Annotated in this window: 17 protein-coding genes; 11 read left to right on the top strand and 6 right to left on the bottom strand. The window is 68.5% G+C overall.

The annotated features are described in order from the left end of the window. The first annotated feature begins 179 nt into the window (after nt 1-179). Together RMO04_RS15100 and RMO04_RS15095 are read left to right on the top strand one after the other, a co-directional pair. Complete coding sequence (locus tag RMO04_RS15100) at nt 180-599, top strand: VOC family protein (protein ID WP_309645595.1); 420 nt, start codon at nt 180-182, stop codon at nt 597-599. Next, nucleotides 596-1,570: a threonine/serine dehydratase gene (locus RMO04_RS15095; protein WP_309645594.1), complete on the top strand. Its 975-nt coding sequence runs from the start codon at nt 596-598 to the stop codon at nt 1,568-1,570. Before RMO04_RS15100 ends, RMO04_RS15095 begins: the two co-directional genes overlap by 4 nt. Nucleotides 1,571-1,593: 23 nt before the next feature. Here RMO04_RS15095 and RMO04_RS15090 read toward each other — a convergent pair whose 3' ends face one another. Genes RMO04_RS15090 through RMO04_RS15080 form a run of 3 tightly spaced genes read right to left on the bottom strand, consistent with a single transcriptional unit; the run spans nt 1,594 to nt 7,263 of the window. Beyond that, a complete protein-coding gene (locus tag RMO04_RS15090) occupies nt 1,594-4,728 on the bottom strand; it encodes an efflux RND transporter permease subunit (protein ID WP_309645593.1) in 3,135 nt (1,044 codons plus the stop codon). Beyond that, nucleotides 4,725-5,846: an efflux RND transporter periplasmic adaptor subunit gene (locus RMO04_RS15085; protein ID WP_309645592.1), complete on the bottom strand. Its 1,122-nt coding sequence runs from the start codon at nt 5,844-5,846 to the stop codon at nt 4,725-4,727. The genes RMO04_RS15090 and RMO04_RS15085 overlap by 4 nt, the downstream gene beginning before the upstream one ends. 1 nt (nt 5,847) lies before the next feature. Continuing rightward, complete coding sequence (locus tag RMO04_RS15080; RefSeq protein ID WP_309645591.1) at nt 5,848-7,263, bottom strand: TolC family protein; 1,416 nt, start codon at nt 7,261-7,263, stop codon at nt 5,848-5,850. 365 nt (nt 7,264-7,628) lie between these two features. Between RMO04_RS15080 and RMO04_RS15075 the strand changes: the two genes are divergently transcribed. Together RMO04_RS15075 and RMO04_RS15070 are read left to right on the top strand one after the other, a co-directional pair. Next, nucleotides 7,629-9,278, top strand: coding sequence for a M28 family metallopeptidase (locus RMO04_RS15075; protein ID WP_309645590.1), 1,650 nt, complete (start codon nt 7,629-7,631; stop codon nt 9,276-9,278). Between the two features lie 8 nt (nt 9,279-9,286). After that, the gene (locus tag RMO04_RS15070; RefSeq protein WP_309645589.1) at nt 9,287-10,090 is read left to right on the top strand and encodes a DUF72 domain-containing protein; all 804 of its coding nucleotides are present in this window, start codon (nt 9,287-9,289) and stop codon (nt 10,088-10,090) included. Between the two features lie 75 nt (nt 10,091-10,165). Here the strand turns inward: RMO04_RS15070 and RMO04_RS15065 are convergent, their stop codons facing one another. Further along, entirely contained in the window at nt 10,166-10,474 is a 309-nt protein-coding gene (locus RMO04_RS15065) for a hypothetical protein (RefSeq protein ID WP_309645588.1), read from the bottom strand. 251 nt (nt 10,475-10,725) lie between these two features. Here RMO04_RS15065 and RMO04_RS15060 point away from each other — a divergent pair, with 251 nt between their 5' ends. The 7 genes from RMO04_RS15060 to map all read left to right on the top strand — a co-directional run bounded on the left by RMO04_RS15060 (nt 10,726) and on the right by map (nt 17,911). Further along, nucleotides 10,726-12,660 carry a methyl-accepting chemotaxis protein gene (locus tag RMO04_RS15060; protein ID WP_309645587.1) on the top strand — a complete coding sequence of 645 codons (1,935 nt, stop codon included), beginning with the start codon at nt 10,726-10,728 and terminating at the stop codon, nt 12,658-12,660. A 126-nt stretch (nt 12,661-12,786) separates the two neighbouring features. Continuing rightward, nucleotides 12,787-13,704, top strand: coding sequence for an SDR family oxidoreductase (locus tag RMO04_RS15055; protein WP_309645586.1), 918 nt, complete (start codon nt 12,787-12,789; stop codon nt 13,702-13,704). 48 nt (nt 13,705-13,752) lie between these two features. After that, nucleotides 13,753-14,163 carry a hypothetical protein gene (locus RMO04_RS15050; RefSeq protein WP_309645585.1) on the top strand — a complete coding sequence of 137 codons (411 nt, stop codon included), beginning with the start codon at nt 13,753-13,755 and terminating at the stop codon, nt 14,161-14,163. An 85-nt stretch (nt 14,164-14,248) separates the two neighbouring features. Then, nucleotides 14,249-14,878: a TetR/AcrR family transcriptional regulator gene (locus tag RMO04_RS15045; RefSeq protein ID WP_309645584.1), complete on the top strand. Its 630-nt coding sequence runs from the start codon at nt 14,249-14,251 to the stop codon at nt 14,876-14,878. Beyond that, entirely contained in the window at nt 14,871-15,929 is a 1,059-nt protein-coding gene (locus RMO04_RS15040) for an alpha/beta hydrolase (protein WP_309645583.1), read from the top strand. Before RMO04_RS15045 ends, RMO04_RS15040 begins: the two co-directional genes overlap by 8 nt. Next, a complete protein-coding gene (locus RMO04_RS15035) occupies nt 15,910-16,887 on the top strand; it encodes an NADPH:quinone oxidoreductase family protein (protein ID WP_309645582.1) in 978 nt (325 codons plus the stop codon). Before RMO04_RS15040 ends, RMO04_RS15035 begins: the two co-directional genes overlap by 20 nt. Nucleotides 16,888-17,164: 277 nt before the next feature. Beyond that, nucleotides 17,165-17,911, top strand: coding sequence for a type I methionyl aminopeptidase (gene map, locus RMO04_RS15030; protein ID WP_309645581.1), 747 nt, complete (start codon nt 17,165-17,167; stop codon nt 17,909-17,911). Between the two features lie 3 nt (nt 17,912-17,914). Here the strand turns inward: map and RMO04_RS15025 are convergent, their stop codons facing one another. Next, nucleotides 17,915-19,567, bottom strand: a complete 1,653-nt coding sequence (locus tag RMO04_RS15025) for a M28 family metallopeptidase (RefSeq protein WP_309645580.1) — start codon at nt 19,565-19,567, stop codon at nt 17,915-17,917. A 57-nt stretch (nt 19,568-19,624) separates the two neighbouring features. Further along, a partial coding sequence (locus RMO04_RS15020) for an ATP-binding cassette domain-containing protein (RefSeq protein ID WP_309645579.1) occupies nt 19,625-20,272 on the bottom strand: 648 nt, incomplete at its 5' end.

Raw genomic sequence — 20,272 nt, 5'->3', positions numbered from 1 at the left:
CGAGATAATCCAACCACGCCCTTCGACAGGCACTCGGCAGGTGGATGCAATCGATTTTAGGAAGCAGCGGCCAGCGCCTTCGGGCGACGGGCAGCCGTTCGGCGGGTGTAGACCAGCGCGGGGTCGGCGCGTCAAGCCCCGCCTCGCGCGCGAGGCTGCGGCGGGCTATGATTCAGCCCATGACCCGGCCCCGCTTCCACCTCGCCTTCCCTGTCCGAGACCTCGCCGAGGCGCGCGCCTTCTACGGCGGGCTGCTGGGCTGTCCGGAGGGACGATCCAGCCCCGACTGGATCGACTTCGACTTCTTCGGCCACCAGATCGTCGCCCACCTGGCCCCCGACGAGATCGGCCATCGCTCGACCAGCGACGTCGACGGACAGGACGTTCCGGTCCGCCACTTCGGGGCGATCCTGACCTTGCCGGAGTGGCAGGCGATGGTCGGCAAGCTGGAAGCCGCCGGCACGAAGTTCGTCATCGAGCCGCAGATCCGCTTCGAAGGCGAGCCTGGAGAGCAGGCGACGATGTTTTTCCTCGACCCCTCGGGCAACGCCATCGAGTTCAAGGCCTTCGCCGACGACGCCATGGTGTTCGCCAGGTGAGCGTGACGCTGGCCGACATCGAAGCCGCCGCCATTCGCCTGAAGGGTCAGGCCGTCGAGACACCGCTGATGGAGAGCCCGGCGCTGAACGACAGGCTCGGCCGACGGGTGCTGATCAAGCCCGAGACCCTGCAGCGGGTCGGAGCCTTCAAGTTCCGCGGCGCCTATAACCGCCTGGTCCAGCTCTCGGCCGAAGAGCGGGCGCGCGGCGTCGTGGCCTTCTCCTCCGGCAACCACGCCCAAGGCGTGGCGTTGGCGGCCAGGCTGTTGGGCATGCCGGCCCTGATCGTCATGCCCTCCGACGCGCCCGGCGTGAAGGTCGAAGCGACCCGGGGCTATGGCGCCGAGATCAAGCTGTATGACCGCCTCACCGAGGACCGCGTCGCCATCGCTGACCAGATCGCCGCCGAGCGCGGCTGCGTGGTCGTCCCGGCCTTCGACGATCCGGACATCATCGCGGGCCAGGGCACGGTCGGGCTGGAACTGGTGCGCCAGGCCCAGGCGCTGGGCGTGACCTTCGACGTGGTGACCTGCCCCATCGGCGGCGGTGGCCTGCTGGCGGGCGTCTCCACCGCCGTGAAGGCCCTATCGCCCTCCACCGCCATCATCGGCGTCGAGCCGGCGGGCTTCGACGACACCCTGCGATCCCTGCGGAAGGGCGAACGCGTCACCCTGACGCCCTCCACCCGCTCCCTCTGCGACGCTCTGGAGAGCCCCGCGCCCGGCGCGCTCACCTTCCCGGTGCTGCAGAAGACCGTGGCCGACGTCGCCCTGGTCACCGACGCCGAGGTGGCGAGCGCGATGCGCTACGCTTTCTCAGTGCTGAAGCTGGTGGTCGAGCCCGGCGGCTCGGTGGGCCTCGCCGCCCTGCTGGCCGGCAAGGTCGCCTTCGACGGCGTCACGGGCCTCGTTCTGTCCGGCGGCAATGTCGACCCGGAGCTGTTCGCCAGGGTCCTTCGCGAAGAGGTCTGATCCACTTCGGAAGCGTCGCCCGTCTAGAGCTTGTCCTCTGGAACAGCCGAAGTCGGCGCGGCCTCGCGGGGTGTCGTCAGCTTGGCGAGCTTCGGCTTGAGCCAGTTCTCGAAGTCGTCGACGAACTCGTAGACCACCGGCACCAGCACCAGCGACAGCAGGGTCGAGGTGATCAGGCCCCCGATCACCGCCACCGCCATGGGCTGACGGAATTCCGCGCCCTTCTCCAGGGCGAAGGCGGTGGGCAGCATGCCCGCGGCCATAGCCATGGTGGTCATGACGATGGGCCGCGCCCGCTCGCGGCAGGCTTCGATCAGCGCCTCGCGCTGGGGCATGCCGTCGCGCTCGCGCTCGATGGCGTACTCAACCAGCAGGATGGAGTTCTTGGCCGCCAAACCCAGCAGCATGAGGAAGCCGATCAGCGAGGGGATCGACAGCGATAGGCCGAAAATCAGCAGGCCCATGAACGCCCCGCCCACCGCCAGCGGCAGGGCCGACAGGATGACGATCGGTTTGAAGAACGATTTGAACAGCAGGACCAGCACGCCATAGATCATCGAGACCCCGGCGAAGATCGCCAGGCCGAAGGAGCTGAACAGCTCGGTCATCGCCTCGAGCTGGCCGGTTTCGGCGGGACCGACCCCGGCTGGCAGGTTCTTCATGATCGGCAGCTTCTGGACCGCGGCGTTGGCCTCGCCCAGCTCCACGCCGTTCAGTTCGGCCTGGACGGTGATCTGGCGCTTGCGGTTCAGGCGGTCGATCTTGGCCGGGCCGGCCTGAAACTCCACGTCGGCCACGGCGTCCAGGGTCGTCACCCCGCCGGACCCGGTCGGCACCCGCAACGTCCGGATGCGCTCGATGTCGCCTCGCGCGTCGGCGGGCAGGCGGATGCGGATCGGGATTCGCCGCTCGCCGTCGTTCAGCTTGGCCACATTGGCGTCGATGTCGCCCACCGTGGCGACCCGGGCGATCTGGGCGATGGTCTCCACCGACACCCCCAGGCGCGCGGCCTCGTCGGCGCGGGGCCGGATGACCACCTCGGGACCGGTCGGCGGGGTCGAGGGACGCGGATCGGCGAGTTCGTCTATGGTCCGCATCTGACGCTCGAGTTCCAGGGCCGTGGCCTGCAGAGCCTCGGGGTTCTCGCTGGCCAGGATCTGCTGGAACCCGGCGCCGCCCTGGAAGTCCAAGAAGCCGACGCGGGCGTCGGGGACCGCGCGGAGCTGGTCGCGGACGCGGGCCTTCAACTCATCGCCCGTCACCGAGCGCTTGGTGTTGAGCAGGATGGTGACCGTGCCGTCGCGCAGGTCGCTGCCGCTGCCGGGACCACCTGGGCCGCCCGCAGAGACGGTGGAACCCACCTGGGCGAAGACGCCGGTCACTTCGGGCTGGGCCTGGAAGATCCGGGTGATCTGGCCGACCGTGTCCTCCATGGCCGCGGCGCCGGCGCCGGGCGGACCCTGGATGTTCACATAGAGATAGTCGGGATCGCCGGCCGGCTGGAAGCCCTTGGGCAGCAGCGGCACCAGCATGATCGAGCCGACAAACAGTACCCCGCCGACGATGCTGGCGATGATCCTGTGATCCAGCGCCCATTCCAGGGTGTCGCGGTAGAGACCCTTGAACTCCTTCTGCGGACGCGGATGGGCGATCGGCTTCATCAGATAGGCCGCCATCAGCGGCGTTAGCAGCCGCGCGACCACCAACGAGAAGATCACGGCCACCGAAACCGTGAGCCCGAACTCGCGGAAGAACTGTCCCGCCATGCCCTTCATGAAGGACACCGGCGTGAACACCACGACGATGGCCATGGTGGTGGCCACCACCGCCAGACCAATGGCGTCGGCGCCTTCCATGGCGGCCTGGAACGGCCGCATGCCGCGGGCGACACGTTTCTCGATGTTTTCGATCTCGACGATGGCGTCGTCGACGAGGATCCCGATCACCAGGGTCAGGGCCAGAAGGGTGACCACGTTCAACGAGAACCCGAGCAGGTTCATCACGAAGAAGGTGGGGATCAGAGACACCGGCATTGCGAAGGCGGTGATCATCGTCGAGCGCCAGTCGCGCAGGAAAATGAACACCACCAGGGCGGCCAACAGCATGCCTTCCAACAGGACGTTCTGAGTGGCGTGGAAGCTGGCCCGTGTCTCATCCACCGAGGAGAAGATGCGCGTGAAGGACACGCCCTTGTGGGTCGTCTCCATCTTGGCAAGGGCGGCGACCACGTTGTCGTCGACCGCCACGTCGCTGGAGTCGCGGGTCTTCATGACCTGGAAACCGACCACCGGGCGCCCGTTCAGCCGCGCGAAGCCGCGGACCTCGCCCGAGCCGTCCCCGATCTGGGCGATGTCGGTCAGACGCACATAGCCGCCGCTCGGGGTGGGCACGGTGAGCGCCCGCAGCGCGTCCAGGGTTTCGGATGAGCCAAGCACCCGCAGGGTCTGTTCCCGTCCGCCGATCATCACCCGGCCGCCGGAGGCGTCCAGGTCGACGCTGCGCAGGGCGTTGTTGACCTGGGCGGCGGTCAGGCCACGCGCCGCCAGCTTGTCTGGATCGACGATGACGTTGATCTCGCGGCTGACGCCGCCGACGCGGGCGACCTGCGCCACGCCGTTCTGGGCCTGCAAGGTGCGTGAGACCGAGTCGTCGACGAACCATGAAAGTTGGCTGTCGGACATGCCCTCCGCGGCGACCGCGTAGGTCAGGATCGGCTGGCTGTCCAACTCCACCCGGGTGATCGTCGGCTCGTCGATCTCGCGGGGCAGGACGGCGCGCGCCTGGTCGACCCGGGAGCGGACGTCGTCGGTCTTCTTCTGCAGGTCCTCGCCCAGCTCGAACTCGATGCTGGTGGTGGAGACCCCGTTCGTCACCGTCGAGTAGATATTCTTGACGTTGGAGATGCCCGACATCGCGTCCTCAATGGGACGGGTGATCTGGGTTTCCATCTCGCCGGGGGCGGCCCCGCTCTGGGTCACCGTGACCGCGACCATGGGGAACTGCACGTTCGGGAACTGCTTCACCGGCAGCCCGCCGTAGGAGAAGATCCCGGCCAGAACCATGGCGATGAACAGCACCGCCACGGGGATCGGGTTCTGGATCGCCCAGGCGGATATCCGCGTCCCGCCGCCGTCCGAAGGAGAATGGCCGGAGGTCATCGGGTCGCCGCCTTGCTGGGCGCGGCGGGCGTCGCGGCGGCCTCGGTCGGCCGCACGCGGTCGCCGTCCAGCAGGAAGGCCGCCGCGTTCTGCACGACGCGGGTTCCGACCGGCGGCCCTTGGACCAGGGCCACCAGACCGCCGCCCCGCGCCCCGGCCTTGATGGCCACGCGCTTCACCTTGTTGTCGGAGCCCACGACCATCACGCTGGCGCCATCGGCGTCATAGCGGATCGCGCTCTCCGGGATGGTCAGGCTGACGCCGCCCGCGTCGGCGAACAGGGCGCGGCCGAAGCCGCCCGAGCGAATGTCGCCGCGCACCGGCAGGCGGACCCGGACCGAGCCCAGCTTGGTCTGCGGGTCGATCTGGGGCGAGACCAGACGGATAGCGCCCTGCACGCTGGCGCCGTTGGGCAGGGTGACCATGGCCGGCAACCCGACCCGGACCTTGGCGAGATCATCCTCGGCCAGTTCGGCCTGCAGTTCGATCTGGCCGTCGCGGGCGATGCGGAACCAGGGGGTCGCGCCCCCGGCCGACAGGTCGCCCGGCCGCACGGTGCGCTCCAGCACCACGCCTGAGACCGGGGCGGTGACGGCGAGCTTGCCGGCCCGCGTGGTGGCGTCGCGATAGGCCGCGGCCTGGGCGGTGGCGTTGGCGCGCGCCGCGCGCGCCTGGAACCTGCGTTGGGCGATCTGTTCGTCCGAAAGAATTCCCTGGCCGTCGAGGCCCTTCACACGGGCGGCTTCCTGCTCGGCCTGCTCGGCGTTGACGGCGGCCTGGGCGGCCAGCGCCTTTTGCTGCTCCACCTGGGCGCCGATCAGGGCGCCGTCCAGCTGCGCCAGGGTTTGGCCGGCGCGGACATAGGCGCCTTCCTCCACCAGCACGCGGGCCACGCGATAGCCGGTGACCTCGGCGGTGACGGCGGCTTCCTCGCGGGGGACCAGCACCCCCGAGGCCGTGAGCGCCCCGGTGATGGCGCGTTGCTCGACGCGTACGACCCGCACCGCGCGGGCCTGGGCCGCGGCGTCGGTCTTGGGGGCGGGCTTCTTGCCGCAGGCCGCTAGGCCCAGGACGGCGACCGCGACCGTGACAGCCAGCAGGAGTTTGGATCTCGTCACGTCAGCGCGCCTTCTTGTTGGTGGGGGCGGTCTCAAGCGGCCATCCGCCGCCGAGCGCCTTATAGGTCTGGACGGCGCGGCGCAGGCCCTGGACCTGGGCGCCGGTTTCCTGAGCCCGCACGGCGCGCCAGGATTGTTCGGCGCCCAGCGCCGTCTGCAGATCGGTCAGGCCCGCGGCGTAGCCCTTTCGAGCGGCCTCATAGGCGCGTTCGGCGCGGTCCTCGCCGGCGTCCAGAAGTTCGGCGCGCCGACGGTCGGCGGCGAGTTGGACCATGGCGTTCTCAGCCTCGCCATAGGCCACCTGCACCGCCTTCTCATAGGCGATCGCGGCCTGTTCGACCTTCGCGTCCTGCACCTTCAGCTCGGTCAGCAGGCGCGGGATATCCAGGATGGGAATGGTGACATTGCCGCCCAGGGTCCAGCTCTGGATCGTCGCCGAGTAGCCCGGTTGCTCAGTCTTCTGGACGCCAATTCCCGGCGCCAGCTTGAAGGTCGGCAGGAAGGCCAACCGCGCGTAGTCGCGCCGACCCAGGGACGAGACCAGCATGGCCTCGGCCTGGCGCACGTCGGGGCGCCGGGTCAGCAGCTCGCCGGGCAGGCTCGCGGGGACCTCGGGGATCTCGCCGGCCTGGGCGTCGACCGGCAGGTTCGCGGTCGGCTCGATCCCGCGCCCGACGAGGATCAGCAGCGTGCGGCGCTGCGCCTGAAGCTCGGCCTCAAGACCCTCGGCCTGGGCGCGGGCCTGAGCAAGGTCGCCGGCCACCCGGTCCTCGTCCGAGCGCGAAGCGATGCCCCGTTCGGCGCGGGTCTGGGCGACCTGGGCCAAGCTCTCCTGGATGCGGACGCTTTCGCGGGCGTCGGCCAGTTGGATCGCGAGGCCCCGCGCCTGAAAATAGCTGTCGGCCACGCTGGCCGCGAGGCTGGCGCGCGTGCCCTCATAGTCGAGGCGCGCGGCGGCGATCTCGGCGTTGGCGGCGCGGCGGGCGGCGAACACCCGGCCGAACAGGTCGATCTCCCAGGTCACGTCGAAGGTCGCCGACTGGCTCTCGCTCGACCCGCTGGACGAGAAGCCGGGGATGTTGACCACGGTGCCGTCAACGACTTCGTTCTCGGTCTTCGAGGTCGCGCCCCGGGCATTGCCCTGGGGCAGGAAGGCGGTGAGCGCCCCGGCGCGCTGGGCGCGGGCCTCCTTCAGCCGAGCCGCGGCCGATCGAGCGTCGGGGCTCGCGGCCAGCGCCTGTTCGATCAGGCTGGTAAGTTGCGGGTCGTTGAACGCGACCCACCACGTGTCCAGCGCCGCGGCGCCGGCGGGCGGGCCCGCGGACACTTTGGCCGGCAGCTCGTAGGCGCCGGGCAGGCGCGTGTCGACATCGCGTGTCGAGGCGCAACCCGCGAGCGCGAGGCAGGCCAAGGCCATGTGGCCGGCTGCGAGAGAGGCTGGGCGCATCATTCTTTTCGTCTGTCGGCGACCCGGACATCGCCGGCCGGGAGTTCCCGGCCATGGGGAGGCGCGATCCAAGTCTTTGTATCGGTAGTTCTGTACATAGTACGACGTCGTGACGATTGCAGGCCAGTCACATTAAAAAAGCTTAACCACAGCGGCGACCATGCGTGGTGGCGAGGGCCTAGCCCATAGCACGCCTGGACGCACGCGACTTTGGGTCGGCGCGACCGAGGGCCGGCCACATTGACGACGCGATTGGAGGCGCAAAAGCGCCTTCCGCCGCCGCATCGCCCGATCTAGGGTCCTGCCGCATTTCCCGTCCCCTCTTCGAGTGATCCATGAAACAGTTTCTCCTCGCTGGCGCGTCGGCTTGGGCGATTTTCGCCGGTCAGGCTTTCGCCGCCGATCTCGATCCCGGCAAGATCGCCGGCCATGTGAAGGTCCTGGCCTCGGACGCGTTCGAGGGCCGTGGACCCGCCACGGAGGGCGAGAAGAAGACGGTCGCCTACATCGCCGAGCAGTATAGGGCCGCGGGCCTGCAGCCCGGCGGCGACCTGAAGGACGGCAAGCGCGCCTGGACCCAGGACGTGCCCCTGGCGCGCTTCGAGACCAAGGGCCCCGTCGCCGTCAGCGTCACCAGCGGCGGCGCGACCCAAAGCTGGAAACAGGGCGAGGAGATCGCCATCCGCGCCGCCCAGACGGGCGTGGACCGCGTCACCGTCAAGGACGCCCCCATCGTCTTCGTCGGCTACGGCGTCACCGCGCCCGAGCGCAAGTGGGACGACTTCAAAGGCGTGGACCTGAAGGGCAAGATCGCCCTGGTCCTCGTCAACGACCCCGACTTCGAAGGCGGGGAAGGCGAATTCGGGGGCAAGGCCATGACCTACTATGGCCGCTGGACCTACAAGTACGAGGAGGCCGCGCGCCAGGGCGCGATCGGCTTCTTGGTGATCCACGAAACCGCCGGCGCCTCCTATGGCTGGCCGACGGTCAAGAACTCCAACACCAACGTCATATTCGACATCATCCGCGCCACGCCGACGGAGGCCCACGCCCCCATCGAGGGATGGGTTCAGCTTGATCAGACCAAGGCGCTGTTCAAGGCCGCGGGCCTCGATTTCGAGACGCTGAAGGCCCAGGCCAAGACCCGCGCCTTCAAGCCGGTGGCCCTGACCGGCGCGACGATCTCCATCGACTACGCCGTGGACGCCCAGAAGATCGTCTCCAAGAACGTGGTCGGGCTGATCCCCGGCGCCAAGCGGCCGGACGAGACCCTGATCTACTCGTCCCACTGGGATCACCTGGGCGTCGGGCTGCCGGACGCCAAGGGCGACAAGATCTATAACGGCGCCGTCGACAACGCCGACGGCATCGCCGTCATGATCGAGATCGGACGCGCCTTCGCCCAGGGTGCCAAGCCTGATCGCTCCGTCGTGTTCCTGGCGGTGACCGCCGAGGAGAAGGGTCTGCTCGGCTCCGAATACTACGCCGACGCGCCGCTCTATCCGCTGGGCACGACGGTGGCCAACATCAACATGGACGCCTTGTCCGTCGCCGGCCCGGCCAAGGACTTCGGCTCCTCGGGCAACGCCGCATCCACCCTGCAGGACGACCTGATCGCCGTCGGCAAGGCCAAGGGCCGCTACTACACCCCCGACCCGCGTCCCGAGGCGGGCAGCTTCTTCCGCTCAGACCACTTCTCCTTCGCCAAGCGCGGCGTGCCGGCCATCTCCTTCGGCTCGGGCCGCGACCTGGTGAACGGCGGCAGGGCGGCGGGCGACGCCTACGCCCGCGCCTACACCGCCGACAAGTATCATCAGCCGTCGGACGAAGTGAGCGCTGACTGGAGCTACGAGGGCCTGGTCCTGGACGGAGGACTGATGCTGGACCTGGGCCGCAAGCTCGCCAACTCTACCGATTGGCCGGCCTGGAAAGAGGGCTCGGAGTTCAAGCAGACCCGTGACGCGACCGCGTCCGATCGGAAGTGAGGGGCGAGATGGCTGGCAAGGGCTTGATCAGGGCGGGGATCGGGGGCTGGACCTTCGAACCCTGGCGCGGGGTGTTCTATCCCAAGGGGTTGAAGCACGCCGATGAGCTGAACTACGCCAGTCGCCGCCTGAACACCCTGGAGATCAACTCCACCTACTATTCCAGCCAGAAGCCCGAAACCTTCGCCAAGTGGGCGGCGTCTACTCCGGACGGCTTCGTCTTCTCGGTGAAGGCCTCGCGGTTCGCAACCAACCGCCGCGTCCTCGCCGAGGGTGAGGAGTCGATGCGGAAGTTCCTCACCCAGGGGATCGTCGAGCTGGGCGACCGGCTTGGCCCGATCCTCTGGCAGTTCATGGCGACCAAGAAGTTCGACCCCGACGACTTCCAGAGCTTCCTAGACCTGCTGCCCAAGACCCTCCAGGGCTTGGCCCTGCGCCACGTGGTCGAGGTGCGCCACGCCAGCTTCGCGGTTCCGGCCTTTGTCGAGATGTGCCGCGAACGCAACGTGGCCATCTGCGTCGCCGATCATGAAGTCCACCCGCTGATCCCCGACATCACCGCCGACTTCGTCTATTCGCGGCTGATGACGGGCTCCGACGATATCGAGACGGCCTATCCTGACAGCGAGCTCGACGCCTGGGCCGAGCGCTTCACCGCCTACTCGAAGGGTCAGGTTCCCGGCGATCTGCCGCCTGTGGACCGCACCGGTCCAGCCGAGGGGCCGCGCGACGTGTTCGCCTATGTCATCCACGAGGGAAAAGTTCGCGCGCCCGCCGCCGCCCAGGCGCTGCTAGGCCGCGTGAACAACTAGCCTCGGAACGCAAAACGCCCCCGGCCTGAGCCGGGGGCGCAATGTGCAAGAATACGAAATTCTTGGTGGCGCGAGTTAGGCGCCGCCGGGGAAGCGCATCGGAACCTTCACGGTCCCGGTCTTCGTGCCCATCGGCAGGGCCTCGGCCACGCAAAGCGCCGCCTTGTCGAAACCCTTGCCGGCCTTGTTGTCTTCAAGGACCTTGCAGCCCGAGAGCTTGCCAGCGTCAGCCGTGCACTCGAGCATGACCATGGCCGCATCGCGAGTGTTCGCGTGCTTGGTCAGGCACTTGCTCATGCTGGCTTGGAAGTCTGCCGCGGATGACGCGCCGGCGAACGCCAGGCAAAGGGTGACACCCCCAACGATTTTGATGAAGTTCTTCATGCCCCACTCCTTTCTAGATTACGGACGCAACCCCTCTATGCCGGATTCAGGTTAAAGGAATCTGAGTCGGCGAACTGATTTGAGGTTAATGTTAAGTAAAGAGGGTGCGACATTCTGGCGCCTATGCTCAACGTCTCTATAGGACGCGGGCGCGCGTGACCTCTCGGGAAACCCGGTTTCAGTGACGATTGGTTAGCAACCTCACGGCATGGTGTTTGAAATGCTAATCGTCCTTCTGGGGGATATCGGAAGTGAAGCGCCTTCGGCTTGTGGACCTGCCGCTGATCGTAAAGATCGGTTTCGCACCCGCCTTCGCCCTCGTGATGCTGGCCCTGATGGCCGGCGGCGCGGTGGTGATCCAACGCGGCCAGGCGGCCGACCTTGAACGGGTCGTTCGCACCGACCTGCCCAACACCCTTCGCCTACAGAAGGTCTCGGAGCGGATCACCGCCGTGCACGGTGAGCTCTACTTCCTGTTGACCCACCAGGCGGCGGCGATCGAGACCGACAAGATCGAGGGCAAGAGCCAGGCTCTGCTCGCCGAGGTCGACGCGATCACCAAGGAAGTCCAGGCGATCCAGGCCAACGCGCCCGCCTCCCAGAAGAAGAACTTCGCCGATCTGGTGAAGGCCCTGAAGCAGACCCGCGACGCCCTGGATGTCATCGCGGCGATGATCACCACCGACTTCGGCACGGCCGCCGGCTTCGCCGCGCCGTTCGAGGAAGAATACTCCAACATGACCGGCACCCTGAACAAGATCGTTCAGGCCGGCCAGGCCCAGACCGACGCCAACGCCAAGGCCAGCGAAGACCGCGCCAACACCGCCCAGAGCATGACCTTGATCGCCGCCCTGGCGACCCTGCTGATCGCCGGGACCCTGGCCTGGGCGCTGACCACCATGCTGCGCAAGGACGTCAGGAAGATCGCCAGCGCCACCGAGGCCCTGGCCCGCGGCGACAACGCCATCGATTTGAACGCCCTGGAGCGCAAGGACGAGCTGGGCGCGATCGTTTCGTCGCTGACCATCTTCCGCGACAACCAGTTGCACCTGGAGAAGCTGCGCCAGGAGCACGAGCAGACCGAGGCCGCCGCCGAGACCACCCGCCGCCAAAGCGCCGAGGCCGCCGCGGCCATCGCCGAGGAACAGGCCATGGTCGTCAACTCCCTGGCACAGGCCCTGGACGGCCTGGCCTCCGGCGACCTGACCTTCCGCCTGGAACGCGAATTCCCGGGCGACTACCGCAAGCTGCGCGACGACTTCAACGCCGCCTCAGCCAAGCTGGAAGAGGCCATGCGCGCCATCGCCAGCGCCACGGCGTCCATCCAGTCGGGCGCCGGCGAGATCAGCCACTCGGCCGACGACCTGTCGCGCCGCACCGAACACCAGGCCGCCACGCTGGAAGAGACCGCCGCGGCGCTGGATGAGATCACCGCCACGGTCAACAAGACCTCCGACGGCGCCAGCCACGGCCGCGAGGCCGTCGCGGCGGCCAAGACGGACGCGGAAGAGGGCGGCGTCATCGTCAGCCGCGCCATCGACGCCATGGGTCAGATCGAGGGGTCGGCCAAGCAGATCAGCCAGATCATCGGCGTCATCGACGAGATCGCCTTCCAGACCAACCTGCTGGCGCTCAACGCCGGCGTCGAGGCGGCTCGCGCCGGGGAAGCCGGCCGCGGCTTCGCCGTCGTCGCCTCCGAGGTGCGGGCGCTCGCCCAGCGTTCGGCGGAAGCCGCCAAGGAGATCAAGGCCCTGATCTCGGCCTCGTCCCAGCAGGTCGCCCAAGGGGTGAACCTGGTCGGCGAGACCGGCAAGGCCCTGGAACGCATCGTCCGCCAGGTGGCCGAGATCTCCAACGTGGTCGGCGAGATCGCCGCCTCCGCCAAGGAAGAAGCCCTCGGCCTTGGCCAGGTGAACACCGCCGTCAACCAGATGGACCAGGTCACTCAGCAGAACGCCGCCATGGTCGAGGAATCGACCGCCGCCAGCCGCGTCCTCGCCGACGAAGCCCAGGAACTGGCCCGCCTCGTGGCCCGCTTCAAGGTCAGTGGCGGCCAGGCGGCCCCGGTCGCCCGCCATGCCCCACCGCCGCAACGCAGCCAGGCACCGCAACGCCCGCAAAGCCGTGGGAACACCGCCCTCGCGTCCGCGCCGCATGGCGACGATGACAGCTGGGAAGAGTTTTAGTACCCGAGGAAGAGTAGCTTTGTAGAAGGGGCCGCCGAGAGGCGGCCCCTTTTTCGTCGAGGCCTCCCCGCTTGACCGCCCTAGCGTCAGGCGCGCCGACTTCCTCCAACAGATGGAGGAAGCGCCATGGCCGAACTCACCCACGACGACCTGATGTTCAAGCCCGGCCTGATGACCGGCGAACGGATCCTTATCACCGGCGGCGGCACGGGCCTGGGCAAGGTCATGGCCGAGGCATGCCTGATGCTGGGCGCCGAGGTCTATATCTGCGGCCGCCGCGGCGGGGTGGTCGAGGCCACCGCCAAGGAGCTGATGGCCGCGCACGGCGGAAAATGCGTGGGCCATGCCTGCGACATTCGCGTGCCTGAGGCGATCTCCGAGATGCTGGACAAGGTCTGGGCCGACGGTGGCGCGCTGACCGGCCTGGTCAACAACGCCGCCGGCAACTTCATCAGCCGCACCCAGGATTTGTCGCCGCGGGCCTTCGACGCCATCGCCAACATCGTCTTCCGCGGCTCGTTCTTCATGACGCTCGACTGCGGCAAGCGCTGGATTGCGGAGGGCAAGCACGCCTCGGTGATCTCCATCCTGACCACCTGGGTCTGGAACGGCGGCCCCTACACCGTGCCCTCGGCCATGTCGAAAGCCGGCATCGCCACCATGAGCCAGTCCCTGGCCGTCGAGTGGGGCGGCCACGGCATCCGGCTGAACAATATCGCGCCTGGCCCCTTCCCCACGGAAGGCATGAGCGCGCGGCTCAATCCCGGGCGAAGCGACGAAACCGGCGGCGCCTACTCCGACATGAGCGGCCATCCCATGGGCCGGGTGGGCGAGATGCGGGAGCTAGCCAACCTGGCCGTCTACCTGCTGCATCCGCTGTCGGCCTATGTGAACGGCCAGACCATCGCCATCGACGGCGCGGCGTGGCAGGCCTCGGGCGGCAACTTCTCGGGCCTGCGCGCCTGGGGCGACGCGCAGTGGACCGCCGCCCGTGAAGCGATCTCGGCCACCAACGCCAAGGACCGCGCCGCCCGCACCGTCTGAGGGTCATGGTTAACCAGGTCTTAAGCCGGTCGCCGCCAGGATGACGCAATGCGTCTCCTGCCCTTCCTCCTCAGCCTCGTGGTGCTGGCCGCCGGTCCGGCTGGGGCGCAGCAGGCCCGGCCCGCCGCCGAGCCGCAGTTCCAGGGCGGCCGGATCGTGGTTCCCTCGACCCCGGGGTCGCTGGACGGCCTGACCAAGGAATCCGCCGACGCCCGTCGCGGCGGCGCGAAGATCGAGGCGCCGCAGGCCTGGGCGTCGACCCCGACGCCGCTTCCGCCCATGCTCGCGCCCCTGGCCCGGCCCGTGGCGAGCGACGGCGGGGCGTGCCGGCTGAGCTGCGCGCGCAGCTACTATTTCTGCCTGGCGGGAGACAGCGCCGACGAATGCCCGTCCAGCTGGGGCCAGTGCCGCGCCCGCTGCGACGCGCCCAGCCCGCTGCGCGGCGCGCCGGCGGTCTGATCCCGTCCCACGCGCTAGGCGTTGGCGCGGACGTCATGTCGTGACTACAATGACGCGTGTCACGTTTTCCTTGAGTCCCTGTTTCATGTCCGAAGTCGCCTACCTCCCGTCCGGCAAGCGCGAACTGACCAAGGTCGCCAACCGCCAGGCGATCCTCGATGCGGCCCGTGAAGTGTTCGGCGAGCTGGGCTACGAGACCGTCACCGTGCGCGACATCATCCGGCGGACCGGACTCGCGGCGGGCACCTTCTACAATTACTTCAAGTCCAAGGATGAGGTGTACGTCGCCCTATCCGACGAGGGCGCGCGACAGTTCGCGCCGATCCTGAAGGCTCACCGCGCGCAATCCGCCAATTGGGAAGAGTTCCTCCAGGCGGCCATCAGCGCCTACTTCCTGTTCCTGGCCGATGTACACAAGAACTGGGAGGCTCAGCGGCCCCCCGGCGAGACCCACCCGCACGTCCATGGCGAGACGCCGGAGATGAAGGCGGTGTTCAACGAGGTCCGCGACGCGATCATCGAGGAGATCGCCCGCGGCGGCGCGCCGGCCGCCGACCCGGACTACCTGGCCGTCTCCTGTATCGCCATAGCCCGCGAGGTCGGCGAGAAGATGCTGGCTCGCCGGCCAGTGGACCTGCAGGGCGCCACGGAGTTCGCTGTCGCCATGATCCAAGGTGGGCTCAAGGGCCTGCCCAAGGCGAAGGTCGATGGCTGACCAGAGGGTCCAGCGGTTCCTTGTTCGAACGCTGCTGTCACTTCCCTCGCCGATCCTGCGGCTGATGGCCGGCGGCGGCGTGGTCTACCGCGGCGGCCGCACCCTCGATCCCCGCTTCCAGTTCCTGGCCGCCCAGGCCTCGCGCGGCCCGGCGATGAGCAGCCTGTCGCCTGAGGAGGGCCGTCGCGCAAACACCCAGGGTCTGATCGCGCTGAGCGGCGATCGCGAACCCGGCGTGGCGGTCGATCCGCTGTCGATCCCCGGACCGGCCGGCGCCATTCCCGCCCGCGTCTATCGGCCTGAAAACCAAGACGCCGCCGCCTCCGTCATGGTCTTCGCCCACTTCGGCGGCGGAGTGATCGGCGACCTCGACACCTGCGACGCCTTCTGCACGATCCTGGCCAAGGTCGCCCGGGCCGCCGTGGTGTCGGTGGACTACCGCCTGGCGCCTGAGCATCGCTTCCCCGCAGGGCTGGACGACGTGTTGGCCGCCTACCGCCATGTCCGTGATCATGCTCAGGACTTCGGGGCGCCCGCCGGCCACGCGGCCATCGGCGGCGATTCCATGGGCGGCAATTTCGCCGCCATCCTGTGTCAGGAGATGAAGCGCGCGGGCGAGCCGCAGCCGGCCTTGCAGCTCCTGATCTATCCCTGCGTCGACGTCGCCAGCGAAACCCAGTCGATGACCACCTATGGCGACGCCTTCCCGCTCTCGGCGGCGACCATGGACTGGTTCATGGGCCACTACATGGGACCCGACGCCGACCCCGCCGATCCGACCCTCTCGCCCCTGCGCGCGCCCGACCTCTCAGGCCTTGCGCCGGCGGTGATCGTCACCGCCGGCTTCGATCCCCTGGTCGACCAGGGCGAGGCCTATGCCCGTCTCTTGGCTGACGCGGGGTCGCCCGTGATCTATCGCTGCTACGATAGCCTGGCCCACGCCTTCACCGCCTTCACCGGCGCGGTCCCGGCCGCCGACACCGCCTGCCGCGAAATCGCGGGTCTGGTGCGGGAAGGCCTGGAGGGAAGAATTGCGCGCGCTGATCGTTGAGGAATTGAAACCCGACTACGCCGGCTGCGTGGTCAAGGACATCCCCACCCCCGAGCCGAAGGCCGGCGAGGTGCGGATCAAGGTCCGCGCCGCCGCCGTCAACTTCCCCGACCTGATGCAGACTAGAGGCGAGCACCAGCACAGGCCGCAGGTCCCCTTCATCCCCGGCCTGGAGCTGGCGGGCGAGATCGAAGCCCTGGGCGAGGGTGTCACCGGGTGGAAACTGGGCGACGCGGTGGTCGGCGGCGCGCGGATCGGCGGCTTCTCCGAGTACGCCGTGACCCCCGCCGCGGCCCTGCGCGCCAAGCCCCCCTCGCTCAGCTTCAGCCAGGCGGCGGGCTACGCCGTGGCCTACCTCACCGCCTATGTGGCCTTCGTTCGCCGCGCCCAGGTCGAGGCCGGCGAGTGGGTGCTGGTTCACGGCGCGGCCGGCGGCGTGGGCCTGGCCGCCGTAGATCTCGCCAAGCATCTCGGCTGCAAAGTGATCGCCGCCTCGGCCTCCGACGAGAAGCTGGCCATAATCGAGCGCGATTACGCCCCCGACGCCATCGTCAACGTGACCAAGGGCTTTCGTGAGCGGGTCAAGGAGATCACCGGCGGACGCGGCGCCGACGTGATCTACGACCCCGTGGGCGGCGATGTCTTCGACGAGAGCATCCGCTGCATCGCCTTCAACGGTCGCATCCTCTCCATCGGCTTCACCTCGGGTCGGCTGCCGGTCATGCCGGTCAACATCGCGCTGATCAAAGGTATCTCGCTGATGGGCGTGCGCGCCGGCGAATACGGCCGCCAACTCCCGGAAAAGGGCGCCGAGAACAACGCCGCCATCTGGGACCTCGCCCCCCACATGAAGCCCCGCGTCCACGCGGAATACGCCCTCGACGACTGGCAGGCCGCCTTCGACACGCTGGCCAACCGCACCGTGGTCGGCAAGACTGTCATCCGCCCGGACCTGTAGGCAATGTGGATCAACAGAATCGCCCTTGGACTGGTAGTGGCGTTCGCGGTTGTCGTGCTCGGAATCTGCCTGTTCGCCGACGTGACCGTCCAGGTCGCGTTGCCTCCAGAGCACGCACCACAAGCCGATACGAACTCGCGACTGTTCCTTGCTGGCTGGCTCATAGTTCTATTCTCGGCCGTGATCATCGTAGCCGCGACACTTCTGAAGTGGGCCGTCGGTCTCACGCGCCGGGCCAGGAACCGGAGCCAATGACGGACGAATTTGAGATTAGGCCATGACCATCGAGAACGACGACGACCTGCAGGGTCTGAAGGCCGCCGGGCAACTCGTCGCCCGCACCCTGGAGGCCATGGGCAAGGCCCTGGAACCCGGCATCACCACGCGCGAGCTGGATGACCTGGGCCGCCGTCTTCTGGAGCTGGAGGGCGCTCGCTCGGCGCCGGAGCTCACCTATAATTTCCCCGGCGCGACCTGCATCTCGGTGGGCCCCGATTGCGCCCACGGCATTCCCGACGACCGCAAGGTGGCCGCCGGCGACCTGGTCAATATCGATGTCTCCGCCGAGCTCGGCGGCTATTTCGGCGACACCGGCGCCAGCTTCGCGGTGCCGCCGGTGACAGCCAAGATCGAGCGCCTATGCCGAGACGGCCGCCGCGCCATGTGGAGCGGCATTCGCGCGGTGCGGCCGGGCGGCAAGCTCAACGAGATCGGCAAGGCCATCGAGACCTTCGCCGACCGCCACGGCTATACCCTGGTCCGCAATCTCGGCAGCCACGGCGTTGGGCGCTCGCTGCACGACGACCCGGGCGAGATCCCCACCTGGTACGAACCGCGCGACGCCCGCCGCATCCCCGAAGGCCTGGTGTTCACCATCGAGCCCTTCCTGTCGCTCGGCGCCGACTGGGTGGAGGAAGGCGACGATGGCTGGACCCTCACCCCGCCCGGCCATCAGCCGACGGTGCAGTACGAGCACACCCTGGTCGCCACCCGCCGCGGCCCGGTGATCCTGACGTTGGCCTAGGGGCTACTTCCGCTTCGCCGCGCTGGCGTCCCGCAGCGGCTTGAACTCCGACCCCGCCTTCCAGTTCGGCCAGGCGGTGGAGTTGGCGGTCTCCTTGCCCATGTCGTAGAGCAGGGCCACGTCCTGGGCCGCGCCGCGCAGGTCCCAGTCGGCCCGCCAGACGTCGCAGGTCTTGTGGTAGCAGTTGGCGGTGTAGTCGCTGACCCACTTCTCGCCAGCCTCGCGGCCGCCCGCGATCAGGTCCTGGCCGCCGCCCAATCCCATCAGCAGCAGCACAGGCACGCCGCGCCGCGCGAGGCTGAAATGGTCGGCGCGGTAGAACAGCGCCCGCTCGGGATGGGCGTCCGGGGTCACCGTACGGTTCTGGCGCTTGGCGGCGGCGGCGAGCTGATCCTCCAGCTCGCTCTGGCCGGCCCCGATCAGCACCACGTCCTTGGCCGGGCCCACGGGCTGCAGCACGTCCATCGTCAGGTTGGCCGCCATGGTCTCCAGCGGGACCGTCGGGTGGACGCCGAAGTACTCCGAACCCAGCAGGCCACGCTCCTCGGCGGTCCAGGCGGCGAAGACCAGCGTCCGGTCGGGACGTGGCCCGGCCTTGAAGGCCCGCGCGATCTCCATCACCCCGGCCACGCCAATGGCGTCGTCGAGGGCGCCGGGGCGGTCGGTCTTGCCCGCCGCGTCGGGCGCGCCCAGGCCATAGGCGTCCCAGTGGGCGGAGAACATCACGCTCTCGTCGGGCCGCTTGGCGCCCGTCAGCTTGCCGATCACGTTGCGGCTGATCACCTGGGTGTGGGCCACGGCGTAGTCGGCCGAGAAGGTGGCGCCCTTCAAGGTCACCGGCTTGAATTCCTTGGTCCGCGCCGCGACCTTCTGGGCCTCGAGGTCCAGCCCCGCCTTGGCGAACAGCTCAACGGCGGCCTCACGGGTGAGCCAGCCCTGCAGCAGCAGCTTGTCCTTGGCCGGGTCGGCGCGGACGATGTCGAAGGCCTCGCCGTTCGAGGCGATCACCGTCGACCAGCCATATCCCGCCCCCGGCGCCTCATGGACGATCAGGGCGCCGAGCGCCCCGCGCCGGGCGGCCTCTTCGTACTTGTAGGTCCAGCGCGCGTAGTAGGTCGCCGCCTTGCCGCCGAAGGTCCCGGCCACCGGCTCGCCCGGCTTGGCCTCGAAGTCCGGGTCGCTGATCAGGATGACGGCGATCTTGCCCTTCAGGTCCACGTCCTTGAAGTCATCCCAGCCCCGCTCCGGCGCGGCGACGCCATAGCCGACGAACACCAGCGGCGCGTCCTTGATCGCCACCCTGTCCACCGGCCGCATGGTGGTGACCGAGATATCCTTGGCCCGCACCAAGGGCCGGGCGACCCCGTCTTGGCTGAGCGTGATGGCCGAGGCGCCCGGCAGCTCGAACTTCACCAGGGCCACGTCCTGCGTCCAGGCGCCCTTCTCCCCGGCCGGCTCCAGGCCCAGCGCCGCGAACTCCTTGGTCAGATAGGCGATGGTCTTGGTCTCGCCCGCCGAGCCCGGCCCGCGCCCCTCGAACTCCGGCGACGCCATGACTTTGACGATCGACGAAAGCCGCGCCGGATCGATCGGCCCGGAATCCTGGGCCTGCGCGGCGGTGGCGAAGAGGGCGAGCGTGAGGGCGGTGCGAAGCATGGGTGTCCCCTGAGGCGAGGCGGCGACCCTACAAGACCGCGCCGGTCTCGCCAGCCCTCAAGTCCGCGTCGCGAACTCCGCGTCGCCGGTCGCCGCCACCACCTGGTCGTCGAAGGAGGCATGCGCGGAGGTGTAGAGGTGGGCGTAGAGCCCGCCATTGGCCATCAGGGCGTCATGGGGTCCCTGCTCCAGGATGCGCCCCTGCTGCAGCACCACGATTCGGTCGGCGTCACGGATCGTCGCCAGCCGGTGGGCGATGACCATGCAGGTCCGGCCGGCGAACAGCACCTTCAACGCCTTCTGGATCGCCTGTTCGGTGAAGCTGTCGATATTGGCCGTGGCCTCGTCGAGGATCAGGATCTGCGGGTCGGCCACCAGCGCGCGGGCGAACGAGATCAACTGTCGCTGGCCCATTGAGATGTTGCGGCCCCGCTGGCCCAGCATCGTCTGGTAGCCCTCGGGCAGGCGCATGATGAAGTCATGGGCCGAGACCGCCTTGGCCGCGTCGATCACGTCCTGCGTGGTGGCGCTCTCGGTGTTGTAGCGGATGTTCTGCTCGATCGTGCCGGTGAACAGGAAAGGCTCCTGCAGCACCATGCCGATGGTGGCGCCCAGGCTGTCCAGGGTCACATCGCGTACGTCGTGGCCGCCCACCAGCACCTGGCCCTTGTCGACCTCATAGAAGCGATGGGTCAGCGCGATGAT

The organism is Phenylobacterium sp. (assembly GCF_031412415.1).
In the GTDB taxonomy this organism is placed as follows: Bacteria; Pseudomonadota; Alphaproteobacteria; order Caulobacterales; family Caulobacteraceae; genus Phenylobacterium.
The sequence above is the reverse complement of the archived record's forward strand: the minus strand, read 5'-3'. Positions and strand labels throughout refer to the sequence as shown.